At 32.1% G+C, this 14,648-nt stretch carries 17 protein-coding genes; 8 read left to right on the top strand and 9 right to left on the bottom strand.

All coding sequences use genetic code 11. The features are described from left to right. Window positions 1–81: 81 nt before the first annotated feature. Genes mshL through nifJ form a run of 3 tightly spaced genes read right to left on the bottom strand, consistent with a single transcriptional unit; the run spans window position 82 to window position 5,330 of the window. Window positions 82–1,491: a pilus (MSHA type) biogenesis protein MshL gene (gene mshL, locus FMM56_RS03765; RefSeq protein WP_150207836.1), complete on the bottom strand. Its 1,410-nt coding sequence runs from the start codon at window positions 1,489–1,491 to the stop codon at window positions 82–84. Beyond that, window positions 1,469–1,804: a transformation system protein gene (locus FMM56_RS03760; RefSeq protein ID WP_150140120.1), complete on the bottom strand. Its 336-nt coding sequence runs from the start codon at window positions 1,802–1,804 to the stop codon at window positions 1,469–1,471. The genes mshL and FMM56_RS03760 overlap by 23 nt, the downstream gene beginning before the upstream one ends. Continuing rightward, window positions 1,773–5,330: a pyruvate:ferredoxin (flavodoxin) oxidoreductase gene (gene nifJ / locus FMM56_RS03755; protein WP_150140119.1), complete on the bottom strand. Its 3,558-nt coding sequence runs from the start codon at window positions 5,328–5,330 to the stop codon at window positions 1,773–1,775. The genes FMM56_RS03760 and nifJ overlap by 32 nt, the downstream gene beginning before the upstream one ends. Window positions 5,331–5,554: 224 nt before the next feature. Between nifJ and FMM56_RS08945 the strand changes: the two genes are divergently transcribed. From FMM56_RS08945 to FMM56_RS08930, 4 genes are all read left to right on the top strand, one after another. Further along, window positions 5,555–5,764, top strand: coding sequence for a hypothetical protein (locus tag FMM56_RS08945; protein WP_223810189.1), 210 nt, complete (start codon window positions 5,555–5,557; stop codon window positions 5,762–5,764). 126 nt (window positions 5,765–5,890) lie between these two features. Further along, on the top strand, window positions 5,891–6,142 hold the full coding sequence (locus FMM56_RS08940; protein WP_223810441.1) for a nucleotidyl transferase AbiEii/AbiGii toxin family protein: 252 nt from the start codon (window positions 5,891–5,893) through the stop codon (window positions 6,140–6,142). Next, a complete protein-coding gene (locus tag FMM56_RS08935; protein ID WP_223811466.1) occupies window positions 6,139–6,360 on the top strand; it encodes a nucleotidyl transferase AbiEii/AbiGii toxin family protein in 222 nt (73 codons plus the stop codon). The genes FMM56_RS08940 and FMM56_RS08935 overlap by 4 nt, the downstream gene beginning before the upstream one ends. Window positions 6,361–6,388: 28 nt before the next feature. Next, window positions 6,389–6,556, top strand: coding sequence for a hypothetical protein (locus FMM56_RS08930; protein WP_223810182.1), 168 nt, complete (start codon window positions 6,389–6,391; stop codon window positions 6,554–6,556). Window positions 6,557–6,662: 106 nt separating this feature from the next. On the opposite strand, the gene FMM56_RS08680 is transcribed toward FMM56_RS08930, so the two are convergent. The 5 genes from FMM56_RS08680 to flgE form a co-directional block, all read right to left on the bottom strand. Beyond that, complete coding sequence (locus FMM56_RS08680; protein ID WP_190319014.1) at window positions 6,663–6,806, bottom strand: hypothetical protein; 144 nt, start codon at window positions 6,804–6,806, stop codon at window positions 6,663–6,665. A gap of 41 nt (window positions 6,807–6,847) precedes the next feature. Further along, window positions 6,848–7,333, bottom strand: a complete 486-nt coding sequence (locus FMM56_RS08925) for a Fic family protein (RefSeq protein ID WP_223811470.1) — start codon at window positions 7,331–7,333, stop codon at window positions 6,848–6,850. A 63-nt stretch (window positions 7,334–7,396) separates the two neighbouring features. Further along, window positions 7,397–7,543: a hypothetical protein gene (locus FMM56_RS08920; protein ID WP_223811465.1), complete on the bottom strand. Its 147-nt coding sequence runs from the start codon at window positions 7,541–7,543 to the stop codon at window positions 7,397–7,399. After that, the gene (locus tag FMM56_RS08915) at window positions 7,519–7,821 is read right to left on the bottom strand and encodes a hypothetical protein (protein WP_223811464.1); all 303 of its coding nucleotides are present in this window, start codon (window positions 7,819–7,821) and stop codon (window positions 7,519–7,521) included. The genes FMM56_RS08920 and FMM56_RS08915 overlap by 25 nt, the downstream gene beginning before the upstream one ends. Window positions 7,822–8,062: 241 nt before the next feature. Further along, window positions 8,063–10,585: a flagellar hook protein FlgE gene (gene flgE, locus FMM56_RS03740; protein WP_150207835.1), complete on the bottom strand. Its 2,523-nt coding sequence runs from the start codon at window positions 10,583–10,585 to the stop codon at window positions 8,063–8,065. A 412-nt stretch (window positions 10,586–10,997) separates the two neighbouring features. Between flgE and FMM56_RS03735 the strand changes: the two genes are divergently transcribed. The 4 genes from FMM56_RS03735 to FMM56_RS03725 all read left to right on the top strand — a co-directional run bounded on the left by FMM56_RS03735 (window position 10,998) and on the right by FMM56_RS03725 (window position 13,699). Next, on the top strand, window positions 10,998–11,264 hold the full coding sequence (locus FMM56_RS03735; RefSeq protein ID WP_150207834.1) for a hypothetical protein: 267 nt from the start codon (window positions 10,998–11,000) through the stop codon (window positions 11,262–11,264). 8 nt (window positions 11,265–11,272) lie between these two features. Then, on the top strand, window positions 11,273–11,434 hold the full coding sequence (locus FMM56_RS08675) for a hypothetical protein (RefSeq protein ID WP_190319013.1): 162 nt from the start codon (window positions 11,273–11,275) through the stop codon (window positions 11,432–11,434). Between the two features lie 240 nt (window positions 11,435–11,674). Next, entirely contained in the window at window positions 11,675–12,637 is a 963-nt protein-coding gene (locus tag FMM56_RS03730; protein WP_150207899.1) for an alpha/beta hydrolase, read from the top strand. A 90-nt stretch (window positions 12,638–12,727) separates the two neighbouring features. After that, entirely contained in the window at window positions 12,728–13,699 is a 972-nt protein-coding gene (locus FMM56_RS03725; protein WP_150207897.1) for an aldo/keto reductase, read from the top strand. 1 nt (window position 13,700) lies between these two features. On the opposite strand, the gene FMM56_RS03720 is transcribed toward FMM56_RS03725, so the two are convergent. Next, window positions 13,701–14,648: an asparaginase gene (locus tag FMM56_RS03720; protein WP_150140114.1), complete on the bottom strand. Its 948-nt coding sequence runs from the start codon at window positions 14,646–14,648 to the stop codon at window positions 13,701–13,703.

Raw genomic sequence — 14,648 nt, 5'->3', positions numbered from 1 at the left:
CATTCCTTCGATCTTGCCTTAAAATTTAAATTATATCAATTTTTCCTTAAATTATTAACAAAAAATTCTTAAAATGTAAAATCAAAGCATTTTAAAGCCTAAATCTTTTAAACTTGGCGTCATTGAAACATTATCAACTATGCTAGGTGTTATTATAAAAACAATCTCAGTTGCTACGCTCGATTCTTCTTCTCCTTGAAAAAGCAGACCAAGTAAGGGAATTTTAGATAAAAAATTTACTGATGAGTTTTCCTTTACTTCATTTTGCGAGATAAGTCCACCTAAGATTAAGCTTTGATTATTTTCCATTTGAACCACGGTTGAGAGCTTTTTTTGTATGGTATCAGGTGCTATGGTTCTTGGGTCAGTTTGTCTTCTATTATCTTCTGGGTATTTAAAATCACTAAGACTTGGATTAATCCTAAGCATAATCTTTCCATCATCTGAAATTTCAGGTAAGATATTTAATAAAATTCCTACAAAGATAGAATAATTATTATAACTTTCACTTACCGTAGTACCATTTTCCGTGCCCTTTGAGCTTTCCTTTACTTGATAATTTATAGTGTCCCCCACTGAAATAATGGCTTGTTGATTGTTAAGTGCCATTAATTTAGGATTTGATAAGACATGAGTTTTTCCACTTTGTGCTAAAAAATTTAACACAGAATCAAAGCTTAAATCTACCCTTAAGCCTAAATTTTTAACAAAACTTTCTCCACTTTGAAGCTGTATAAAGGAATTTGAACTTGAATTTGTAGACGAACTAAACCCTAAATTAAAATTTTGCCAGTTAATCCCACTAGAATGGCTTTCATTTAAACTAACTGCGATTATGCTAACATCGATTATTACTTGCTTTTTAAGCCTTGATTCAAGTTTTAATATATAATTTTTAACCCTTTCAAGCTGAGATGGCGAACCAGTAACTGTTATAATCCCTGCATTTTGATTAATAATAGCAGGTTTTATCTCCTCATTTATTTGAGTGCTTAAAAGGGCGTTTATCTCATCTTCTATATTTTTCCAAAAGTCAAATTTTTCCATACTTTTAATCATATTATCTTCTAAATCATCGCTTATTTGACTATACTCGCTTTGCTTAGGCTTAGCGTCAACTGAGGCCTTTGTTATGCTTTGACCCTCACGCACCGAGGTAATATAACTAATCTTAAAAGTCTTAGTTTGCAAGGCTGAAATTTTTAAAACCTTACCATCAAATTCATAAGCTAAATCATTTTCTGTTAAAAAAAGCTTTAAAACCTCTTCTAAGCTCATTTGTTTAATATTTACTATATTTTGAGTTTTGTTTAATTTTTCCTTTGCTAACTTATCCTTAATCACTACGCTAAAAGTACAATAATTTGCAAGTTCTTTTAAGCTTTCTTCTATTCTTAAATCATCATAAATACTTATATCAAAAAGCCGTTTTTCACAATTTAAGGCATATACAAAGATAGGAAAAAGGCTAATTAATAAGAATCTTATCATTGCTTTGTGCCTTGATTAAAATTAACTCATTATCATATTCAAGCACAATAGCATTTTCCTTAATGTCCTTAAGCTTAGCAGAATAAATTTCATCATTTATTTTATACCAGTTATCATCGATTTTAACGTGATTTAATATAATAGCTTGAATTTGTAATTTATAAATTTTTTCTAAATATGGATTAGAAAAGGGATTTTCAAGATTTGAAAAATTCACCTTTTCATTTTTTAAAGATAAAAAATCATCTGCCTTTAAAAACAAAAAAAGGCAGAAGAAAAGATTAAGCTTGTAATTCATTGCTATAATCAGCATCTGCGATACGTTTTAATTGTCTGTATCTGTGTTGTGCATCCTTTTGATTACGCAAGAATAACTCGGCAGCGTGTTCAGGATTTGCTTTTTTCAAAGAATTATAACGCACCTCATTCATTAAAAATTGTTCATACAAGCTCCAATCAGGTTCTTTAGAGAATAAATTCAAAGGATTTTTTCCTTCATGTTCTAATCTTGGGTCATAGGTATAAAGTGGCCAATAACCACATTTTGTAGCTAACTCACCTTGATCGCCTGAATAACCCAAACCTCCCTTAATACCATGTGCTATACAAGGAGAATAACACACAACCAAAGAAGGTCCCTCATAAGCTTCAGCTGCTATTAAGGCTTTGATTAAGTGGTTATAATTTGCTGAGGAGTTTACTTGTGCTACAAAGATATAGCCATAAGTCATTGCAATTTGCCCTAAATCTTTCTTTTGTATAGGCTTACCAGCAGCGGCAAACTGGGCTACTGCCCCTGTCCTTGAAGATTTTGAACTTTGTCCTCCTGTATTTGAGTAAACTTCTGTATCAAGCACTAAGATATTAACATCCTCTCCACTTGCTAAAACATGGTCTAAGCCTCCATAGCCTATATCATAAGCCCAGCCATCGCCCCCGAAAATCCAGTGAGATTTTTTACTTAGAAAACGTTTTAAATTTAATATATCATTAATGCCTTTTATGTGTTGATTTGCTTCTAAAAGTGGAATCATCTTATCTTTTATCTCAACAGAAACGGCGTGATTTTTATTAGCTATCCAGTCTTTAAATAATGCAGCTAAGCCGTTTGGGACCATATCCATATTTTCATTCATAAGCATTTCAATCCTATGCCTTGTGTTTTCAGTGGCTATTTTCATTCCAAGTCCAAATTCAGCATTATCTTCAAATAAAGAATTCGCCCAAGCAGGTCCATGTCCATTTCTAACGCTTTTTCTATAAGGAGTAGAAGGGGCACTTCCTCCATAAATAGAACTACAACCAGTAGCATTTGCAACTATCATTCTTTCACCAAATAGCCTTGTAACAAGGGTTATATAAGGCGTTTCGCCGCACCCCGGACATGCCCCGTGGAATTCAAAAAGAGGTTGAGAAAATTGAGCACCCTTGGTAGTTTGCCTATTTAAAATATAGTCCTTATAAACTATTTTCTTAAATAAATAATCAGCATTTTCTTGTTCGCCAAAGTCAATTTCTTCTTGCAAAGGCACCATAACTAAGGATTTTTCTTTAGTAGGGCATTCATGTACGCATAACTCACAGCCCGTACAATCAAGAGGAGAAACTTGAATTTTAAATTTAAGTTTTTCATCCTTAACGCCCTTTGCCTCTAAGGTATGTTCTTTTACTCCCATAGGGGCCTTATCAAATTCATCATCATCTATTAAAAATGGTCTAATAACAGCATGCGGACAAACAGAAGCACATTGATTACATTGTATACAATTTGACTCTATCCATCTTGGCACCATTACGCCAACCCCTCTTTTTTCGTACTCGGTAGTACCATGCTCAAAGCTACCATCCTCATGTCCTAAAAAGGCAGAAACTGGCAACTCATCACCCTTTGCAGCGTTCATAGGCTTAACTATCTTTTCTACAAATTCAGTACCCTTATAGCTTATTTTCTTTTCTTTTTTAACAGGGATTAATTCTTTCCAAGCTGGGTCAACTTCTACCTTTACAAGACCTTCAGCGCCCACGTCAATAGCCTTATAATTCATCTCAATTATAGCATCGCCTTTTTTACTATAAGACTTATAGGCTAATTCTTTCATATATTTTTGAGCGTCTTCATAAGGTATGATTTCAGCTAATTTAAAAAAGGCAGACTGCATGATGGTATTTGTGCGATTTCCAAGCCCTATATCTCTTGCAAGTTTTGTAGCATTTATGATATAAAATTTTACTTCTTTTTGTGCTAAAACCTTTTTAACATTATCAGGTAATTGTCTAATCGTTTCTTGTGCACTCCAAATACTATTTAAAAGGAAGGTTCCACCATGTCTAATACCTGCTAAAACATCATAAATTTCTAAATAAGCAGCGACCGAACAGGCTATAAAATGAGGGGTTGAAACAAGATAAGTCGAACGAATAGGCTTTTTAGAAAATCTTAAATGACTTCTAGTATAACCTCCTGATTTTTTACTATCATAAGCAAAATAAGCTTGTGCGTAAAAATCTGTCTTATCGCCTATTATTTTAATAGAATTTTTATTAGCACCCACGGTTCCATCAGCACCAAGTCCATAAAATAAGCACTCAATAGTACTTTCATCGCCAAGTGAAATTTTTTCACCCACCTTTAAGGAAGTATGAGTTACATCATCATCTATACCAACGGTAAAGCCATCCTTTGGTTCGTATAAATTTAAATTATCATAAACTGCGATAATTTGTGCAGGGTCAACATCCTTTGAAGAAAGTCCATATCTACCACCAACTATTATAGGCTGGTGTTTGTGTCTATAAAAGGCAGATTTTACATCTAAGTATAAAGGCTCGCCTATTGAACCTGGTTCTTTCGTCCTATCTAAAACAGCAATTTTTTCAATGCTTTCAGGTATTACTTCAAAGAAGTGTTTAAGCGAGAAAGGTCTATATAAATATACCTTTAAAAGTCCTACTTTATCGCCCTTTGAATTTAGATAGTCAACTACTTCTTCTATAGTTTGAGTAACCGAACCCATAGCTATAACTAATTTTGTAGCATCCTTTGCCCCATAATACACAAAAGGCTTATAAGTCCTACCTGTAATCTTAGAAATTTCTTGCATATAATCATTTACGATATCAGGCAAGGCTTGATAAAAGCGATTGTTTAATTCCCTTGTTTGAAAATAAATATCATCATTTTGTGCTGTTCCTCTTGTCTTAGGATTTTCAGGGCTTAGGGATGAATTTCTAAATTCTAAAACAGCCTTTCTATCTATAAGCCTATCAAAATGAGCATAATCCATAACCTCTACTTTTTGAATTTCATGGCTTGTTCTAAAACCATCAAAAAAATGTAAAAATGGAATGCGTCCTTTAATGGCTGCAAGGTGTGCAACCCCAGCTAAATCCATAGTTTCTTGCACAGAATGAGAACAAAGCAAGGCAAAGCCTATTTGTCTTGCTGCATAAATATCTTGATGGTCGCCAAAAATCGACAAGGCTTGAGAGGCAAGGGACCTCGCTGCTACATGGATAACACAGGGTAAAAGCTGACCTGCTATCTTATACATATTTGGAATTTTAAGTAAAAGTCCTTGAGAGGCTGTATAAGTAGTAGTTAAAGCCCCTGTTTGTAAAGACCCATGTACTGAACCTGCAGCACCTGCCTCGCTTTGCATTTCAACAATTTTCACAGGCATACCGAAAAGATTTTTCTTGCCCGCTGCTGCCCACATATCGGTATAATCAGCCATAGGCGAACTTGGTGTAATAGGATAAATTCCCGCAACTTCAGTAAAAGCATAAGCTGCATAGGCTGCTGCTTCATTTCCATCCATAGTTCTCATAATTTTATTCATAAAAATCCTTTCTGTTTAAAAGTATTAATAAATGTAAGTGTAGAGAATTTACACAATAAAGCCTTAAATTGTGTTTAATGGGTAAAAGTTTTATTATTTTTTTATACTTAAACTGAATTTAAACTTAATTAGTTAGTTTATAAATTTTATGCTAAAACTAAGTATTTTAAATTTAAGGAATCAAATGAGACATATTTCAGGGTGGCAAGCCTTAAATATAGTAAATGAAAAAAGGGCTAAGTGCTGATTGGCATAAAGATTTATATTTTAAGGACAATGAACCCTTAAAAATGTATACTTTAAACTCGCCCCTTGGAACAAAGGGCATCGAAAAAAGAATTTTTAATAATAAAAGGTATTTTATAGCAAATTTTGCAAGGGCTATTGCTGATTTAGTTTATGAAAATGATATAGCTGGGTTAAAAGGCTGTTAATGATTTTTTATATGAAAACGATGAAAGAGAACTTTTTGAGTATTTAAAAATCATTAACAAAGAAAAAAAACATAGAAAATTTTATAAAATTTGAACTAACAAAACTATATTTTAAGGATAAAGAAAATGCTTGAAAATTATCAAATTCAAAGAACAACTCTTATTAAAGAATTTTTGCCGTTTTTTGGTGATAATTTTGTTTTAAAGGGCGATACTGCTTTAAGCCTTTATTATGGTTTAAATCGCTACAGCGAGAATTTAAACTTTGACTCAAAAAGTAATAATATGAATTTCATAAATAGATTAAAAAAACACAATGATTTTAAACTTTGGAATATAAATATAAAAAAGACACAGATACAACCTTTCGTGCCATGATAGATTATGTTGGAAAATCTAAGCTTGGGGTCTATCCTTTAAAGGTAAAAATAAGTAATCACAACAAGCACTTTTTACAAAACAATAGCTTAAAATACGAATCAAAAAATGGCATCAATGTCTATGATATAGATGAACTTATTAAAATGAAAATTGCTGCTTTTAGTGACAGGGATAAGATTAGAGATTTTTATGATTTAGGTTTTTTGCTATCCTAAGCACTTTAGTAAAGATTCTTTATTTGTAATGTATGAAAAAATTTCTTATGCCGGGGTTGATGAGTTAAATTTATTTTTGCAAGATGAGTTTAAAAGGTATAATTTAATTAATGCTAAAAATTTAGAAAACTACGCACAAAATATTATTAAAAATATAGAAAATTTAACGCAAGAAAAGCAAAGTAAAAAAATTTAAAAGATGAAAATTTAATTTTTTTTGAAAAACCATTAAAATAGACTTTTGATTATAATTTAATACGCCATTTAAAGTGCCATTTATTATGCCGCTTTTTAAATTTATTTTATGCCAAAGCAATCTCATCCATATAACTCTTAAAATTCTTATATATTTTACCCTTACCCTTGCCACACTTTTTAATAGCTTTTAAGGTCTTTTTTGTTGGAATTTTTTCATAAGATTTATTTTTATTTATTTTAGGCTCCACAAATTCCCTTTAAAGTTTTTAGCCAACAATTATAGCACAATTTACTCATTCCAAGGCACTTCATAATATCCACTTTTCTTAGAACCCATTCTTTTTAAATATGCCTTTTCGTTTAAATTTTTTAATATTCTATTTATTGTCCTTAATGATAGATTAAATTTTATTGATAATTCTTTTTGTGTTAATTTTGGATTTTTCTTTAATGCCCTTAAAATAGCCTTTTCATTCTCATTTAATACGCCATTTAATGTGTCGTTTATCGTGCCATTTACAAGTTCATCGAGGGCTAATTTTATGATTTTTAACATAAATTCTACAAATTCAACGTTATTGCCATTTTTATCGCTTTTACTTAGCACCTTATAATAATCTTTTTGCTTTCTTGCTATTAATTCTTCAATAGATAAATAAAATATCCCATTATACTCGCCCAAAAGCTTACTTTGCCACATTCTACCCATTCTGCCATTACCATCATCAAAGGGGTGTATAAATTCTAGTTCATAGTGAAAAATGCTTGATTTTATAAGGGGTGAAGTGTGCTATTTTTATACCATTTAAATAAATTTAGCATTTGATTTTTTACAAATTTAGCAGGGTGCTAGGTGCAACAATTCATTATCCCCAAAAATCCCCACATTATCAACGCGAAAATTTCCAGCATTATGACTTAAATCTTTCATCATTATGCCATGGGCTTTTAAAAAATCACTTATTTTAAGCCCATTAAATTGCATAATCTTTTCATAAGCCTTATAAACGTTTTTACTTCTTGAATCTCTCTTGGATTGCCTAAAATTCTTTTATTGTTTATTATGGCTGTGATTTGTTCTAAATTTAAGCTATTGTTTTCTATTGCTAAACTAGCTCTAATGGTTCGTATGCGATTTTTACGAAGTATTTTTGGAATGATAGTAAATTTATTATTTAAATCAATCTTTGTTAATAGCTCACAAAGTAAGATTGTTAAATTTAATATCTTTGACGTTATTGTAAAGGATGGCTCGTAATTCATTTTATTCTTTTTTTTATTTTTTTATAATTATAACACAAAAAATCACCTTATAAAATCAAAGGGGAAAAGACATTATAAGGTGATTAGAAATTCTTAGATTGCAACGCACTCCAAAAAGAGCGCGTTAGCAATAGATTGAAGGCACCAAGCCTAATCTAGTAATACAAGACTACCAAGATAGGCTTGTAAAGCTAGATTTAAGCAAGGGTCTTTACGCCCTTGCTTTAAAAGTTAAAAACTTTTATTTAAGTTGCAATAAAGTTTGAAGCATTTCATCACTTGTAGTTATGGTCTTTGAGCTAGCTTGATAACCTCTTTGCACAACTATTAAGTTTGTTAAAGCTGTACTTAAGTCTGTGTTTGACATTTCCAAAGAAGCAGTTGCCATAGTACCTCTACCTCCAGTACCAGCCACACCAACTACTATAGAACCACTATTTGCAGTTACCTTATAAAGATTACCCCCTATTTCTTCAAGCCCTGAGTTATTTGCCACTGTTGCAACTGCTATAGTAGCTACTGCAAAGGTTAAGCCGTTTGTAAACTCGGCTAAGATATTACCATCTGAGTCAACTCTTATTTGATCAGCCAAAATAGAACCAGAAGCATAACCATCGGTTGATTGACTAGTTAAAGTTGAAGTTGAACTAGAACTTACAACCCCATCATTTGTACCACTTGTACCAAAGCTTAGTCTTATGGTTTGATTAGATGCAGCCCCGTTATTTGGTGAGAAATTTAAGGTCCTTGGTGTATAAGATGCCATTGTACCATCGTTATTAAACCTTGCAGTTCCTACCACTACATTTGAAGGGCCATCCCCTGAGGTGTTGATTACTGCAGGTTCTTCAACGCTTATTATCATTAGCCATTCATTACCACCATCTGTTGTAGTAGCTTGTTTTACCCATTGTACTTCTATGGTATGTAAGGCCCCTAATGAGTCATAAATTTCAAGTCCTACTGAAAAGGCTGAAAGTTTAAATTGTTCGCTTTCTCTTACTTGAGAACCGGTCGTAAGTATACCTTCCCAAGCTTGAAACATAGTAGTAAAGGCAGAATTTGTACTGATTGTCCCTGCTTGGTCGCTATATTCGGTTATACTTAGGGTTAAATCTTGTGCGGCAACAGCTGTAGTGACAAATGTATTATTAACATTATTCCAAATATTAACATTTGCATCTCCTTCGGATACTGATATAGCATAGTAACCATCTGAATTTACTATAACGGTTACATTTTCATTAATATCACTTGTATTAAAGCTACCACTTCCATCATAATCAACCCCATATCTTGCATCCCTTTGTATTAACTCCCTTAAATCCTCAGTGGTATGAAAGGTCCTTACAGCAGTTGTAAGTAAAGAACCATTAACAGTAGCTTCTACATAATTATTAGTTGCAGTACCAAGCGTACCTACGTCTGCTGCATTTAAACCAGCACCACCATCAGGATTATACATATCATCTAGGGTTACTGAATTTGAACTATATACATAATAATGAGCTGTTATAACTTCTACATTATTTACTGCTACACCAATCCAAGAAGAAGCAGCACCAACTCCAGCATTTATATTATAAACGCCATAAGTACCAATAACAGCATCATAATCAGTAATATTCCATAACTCACCAGCCGTATTACCACCATTTACCGTAAGATTAATATTTTTCATATTATCAGTAGTACCATCGGCATTATCATTTACAAAGTCTATACCCGTACCAGCCGCATTTATAACAGCAGTTACACCTGTACCATCTCTAGTATCGGTTGGAGAGGTATAGGTATTGATATAAGCAATGGCTTCTTCTATACTACTTATAGTTGAGTTTTGAATTCTAACCCCGTTTATTGTGATATCTAGGGTTACATTTTGTGTACTATCACCCCAGAATATTACATTATTTTGATCAACTCCAGCACTAGAGTTAAAATAGGTTAAACCAGCTGTAGAATGCGTAGAATAAGTAGCATCTGCATAGCTTATCCAAATACCTTGACCATTTCTTAAATTTAAACCTGTTCCACTTGCATTAAATAAAACAGCTGCATCAACACCCTTTTCAGTAACTTCCATAGAATTACTTGAAGTTGTGTAAAACTGAGTAGTACCTGTATCATTTTCATTTGCTTCAGTAGCTGTTCTAGTATTATAACCGTGCACTGAATCAAGAGCATATAAAGAAGTACTTGCTGTGCCTATGCTTAGACCACTATTTAAATTTGCCTTAACTGAAACTGTGGTCGATGCAACTGCTGAGATATGAAGACCTGGGTCTATAAAAATGTTAGTAGCTGAACGACTTGTATCTATGGTTTGAGTATTCCAGTCTATATTCCAACCTTGTACCACATAACCTGAATTATTAACAAAATTTCCATAAGCATCAAGTTGAAAATCACCCGAACGAGTAAGATAATCAGTCACGCCACCATCATCACTTACGATAAAGAAACCATCGCCATTAAGTGCAACGTCGGTGTTTTTATCCGTAGTTTGAATAGAACCTTGTGAGTGAATTCTAGTAGTAGAAGTAATCGTGGTACCAAGACCTATTTGCATAGCGTTTTGTCCACCTAGGGTTCCTGTTGGGGAAGTGGCGATTTTAACGGTTTGAGAAAAAATCGTACTAAAGTCTGCACGAGAGTATTTAAAACCTGTTGTGTTAACGTTGGCTATGTTGTTACCCTCAACGTCCATCGCGGTTTGATGTGCTTTTAGCCCGGATACACCAGACCATAATGATCTCATCATAGTAAATCCTTTAAAATGTATTGCTTCAAATTGCTTAGAAAAAGTTAAGCAATAAATGTGCCAAGTTTTAAAATTTTGTTTGTAATTTTGGTGAATTTAGTTTGATAAGAATTTTAACTTAATAAAAATTTTGGTATCTAAAGTACAATACGCACATAGCGAGGATTGATATATTAAAAGAAAAGTCTGATATCTTAAAATTTTGATTGGTGTATTTGTAGCTACTTTTATAGATTGCAGGTTGGATTACTACAAATTATAAAATAGAAGGAAATTCGGACTTGCTAATTGCATCTTATTTTATATGTAGCATTGATATAGTAAGTTTATATAATCAATAAAAAATAAACAGACCATTAAAAGAATATAGAAAAGGAGTAAAAATGCAAATTAATTATAAAAATACTTAAATATGAGTGAAATACAGCTTTTAAACTCACTTTTGAGTATAGATGAAAAGGTGGAAAAATTAAAAATTTCAACTCAAGAAAAGTTAAAAGATTTTAATAAATTAAGAAAATTTCTAAGAACGCAGTTAAAAAATCATATTGATAAGCCAAAATATGAGTTTATACCTTATGAAGATACTAAAACAGCGATAAAATTTAGAAAAAAATTTAATAAAATGAGCGATGAAGAAAAGGCAAAACTTGAAGCAGATGTAAAAATTGATGAATAAAAAGTACGATGATGAGTTTTAAAATAATATTTGATAGTCAAGTAGATAAATTTTTACAAAAATTGTTTAAAAAACAACCAAAAGAATATACAAAAATAGATATTTTCATTAAAACAAAACTAACCACTAGCGACAATCCTTGTACCTTACCAAATGCAAAGCACTTATAGGGCTTGTAAATTTAACTTTTTCTAACATTACATTTTATATTTTAATGTTAATTATCTAAACACACATTAAATTTCAATTTTTTTCAAATTTAACTTGACTTATACTAACTCTAATCCTTTATAATTTTAAAAATCTTTCAAAAAAGGAATCAAATGCGAAACAGAAGAACCTTTTTAAAAACTGCAAGTTTAGTTGCTGGAGTTCTAGCTTTTACAAATTTATTTTCAAAGGAAAATACAATGGAATTAACTCAAAAATGGGATAAAACCTTTAAGCTAAGCGATAAAGTAAAACATAGCAAGGTAAGCTTTAAAAATCGCTATGGAATCACCTTAGTAGCTGATATGTATGAACCAAAAAACGCTAGGGGTAAACTTAGCGCCATTGCGATAAGTGGTCCCTTTGGGGCAGTTAAAGAACAATCAAGTGGCTTTTATGCTCACAATCTAGCACAAAGAGGCTTTTTAACAATAGCCTTTGACCCATCATTTACAGGAGAAAGTGGTGGAAGTCCAAGATATGTCGCCTCGCCTGATATAAATACAGAAGATTTTAGTGCAGCAGTTGATTTTCTAAGCACAAATGAAAAGGTTGACCCTGAAAAAATAGCCATTATAGGAATTTGTGGCTGGGGTGGATTTAGTATAAATGCTATACAAAATGACCCAAGAATCAAGGTAGCAGTTGCGTCTACAATGTATGATATGTCAAGGGTAAATGCGAAAGGCTATTTTGATAAAGAAGATAGCAAGGAAGCTAGAATGGCTAAGAAAAAGGCATTAAACGAACAAAGGATTAAGGATTTTAAAAACAATAATTATGCCTTAGCCGGGGGTGTGCCTGATAAATTGCCAGGTGACGCACCACAATTTTTCAAGGATTATCACGCGTATTATAAGACAAAAAGAGGGTACCATGAAAGGTCCTTAAATTCAAATGGAGGTTGGAATGTTACTTCTACCTTATCCTTTTTAAATGTACCTATTTTAAATTACCTTGATGAGATTGATAACGCTGTTTTATTAATACATGGTGAAAAAGCACATTCTAGGTATTTTAGCGAGGATGTTTATAAAAAGTTAAAGGGCTCAAATAAAAAGCTAATCATAGTCAAAGGGGCTAATCATACAGACTTATATGATAATGAAAAATTCATACAATTTGACACAATAGCTGAATTTATCAATAAAAATTTAGGATAAAACATGCAAAATAGACGCGAATTTTTAAAATTTTCTAGCCTTGTGGCCTTTATGGCTATAAGTGCAAATTTATTTGCAAAGGATATAAAAATGCAAAAAAGGAAGTTGCGAAATTTAGAAGTTTCTCAATTTGGGCTTGGTTGTATGGGTTTAACTTATGCTTATGGAGATTATAAAAAGCTAGATGAAAATGAGATGATAAAACTTGTTCATAGGGCTATTGATTTAAGTATTAACTTTTTTGATACAGCAGAAGTTTATGGGCCTCATACAAATGAAACATTGCTTGGCAAGGCCTTTAAGGGAAAAAGAGACAAAGTAGTAATCGCTACTAAATTTGGCATTTATGAAAATGGGCTTGATAGTTCAAAAGAAAGGATTATTAAAAGTGTTGAGGGTTCTTTGAAAAGATTGCAAACTGATTATATAGACCTTTATTATCAACACAGAGTTGATAAAAATACCCCTATTGAAGAAGTAGCACAAACTATATCAGGACTTATAAAAGAAGGAAAAATTCGAAATTTTGGACTAAGCGAAGCAGGTGTTAATACCATAAAAAAGGCAAATTCAATTGTACCTGTAACGGCCTTGCAAAGTGAGTATTCTATGTGGTGGAGAGAACCAGAAGATGAAATTTTACCACTTTTAAAAGAACTTAATATAGGCTTTGTGCCATTTTCTCCACTAGGTAGGGGCTTTTTAACAGGGGTCATAAATAATAAAACCACCTTTAACAAAGATGACTCAAGGGCTAATAATCCACGCTTTACAAAAGAAGCCATTGAGGCAAATCAAGCCTTGATTGATTATATTAAAGAACTTGCAAATTCTAAAAATGCCACTCCAGCACAAATTGCACTTGCTTGGGTAAGCAATCAAGCAAATTTTATAGTACCTATTTTTGGAACTACTAAGATTAATAGGCTTGAAGAAAATATTAACGCCGTTAATATAAATTTAAGCGTGCAAGACTTACAAAACATAAATGAAAGGCTTGAAAAGATTAAAATAGTAGGCAATAGATATAATGAAAATACGCAAAAATGGATAGATAGATAAGCTAATATTTTAAAAAATATTTTTGAATTTTTTGTATATTTTTAGTCTTACTTAGGGCTAGGATAAGTAAAATTCTAGCCTTTTGAGGATTTAAATCAAGAGCTGAGATAAAGCCTAGTTTAATATCTTCTTTGCTTAAAATTACGCTACCAAAAGCAACCCTAGTACTAACAACTATGATTAAGCCCTTTTTTATTAATTCTTTTAACACATTTTTTAAATTCTTATGTATACTTCCAGCCCCACTTCCTGCAATAACTAAGCCTTTGGTACCATTTTCAAAAAGAGCTTTTGCGCTTATAGCGTTTCCATCATTTGAGTAAGAATAAAGTATATCAACCTTTGGCAAAGTAGTGATTTTATCTATATCAAAGGGTGCTTTTTTATTTTTTTCATAAAAAAATATATCATTATCCACTATATAGCCAAGTTCATTTGGCGAAGAAAAGGCGTTTAAATTTAGAGTGTGAGTTTTACTAAGCACTCTAGGGCTAAAAATTTTATCATTTATGCTTATTAAAACTCCCTTTGATTTTGTAGCTAAAATAATGGCATTATAAAGATTTTTGGGCCCATCGCTACTTAGTGAAAAAAAGGGTCTCATGGAGGCTGTAAAAATAACTGGCTTATTGCTTTTTACGCTTAATTGTATAAAATACGCACTTTCTTCTAAGGTATCACTTCCATGCGTTACAACTATGCCATCGATATCTTTTTCAAAAAGTTCGTTAATCTTTTTTGCTAATTTTATTTGAATTTCATCATCCATATCGCAACTATCGATATTTGAAATTTGATAAGTAGAAATTTTAGCATTAATCTTAGGCAAGGATTTTATTAAGCTATCAATGCTTAAAACCCCTGCCTTATAATTTAAACTTAGGTTATCTTTACTTAAACCAGCAATTGTCCCACCCGTTGCTAAAATGGCAATCCTTGGTTCTTGCAT

This window comes from Campylobacter sp. LR264d (genome assembly GCF_008633895.1).
Lineage (GTDB): Bacteria > Campylobacterota > Campylobacteria > Campylobacterales > Campylobacteraceae > Campylobacter_D.
Note: the sequence above shows the minus strand (reverse complement) of the source record. Positions and strands in the feature narration are given on the sequence as shown.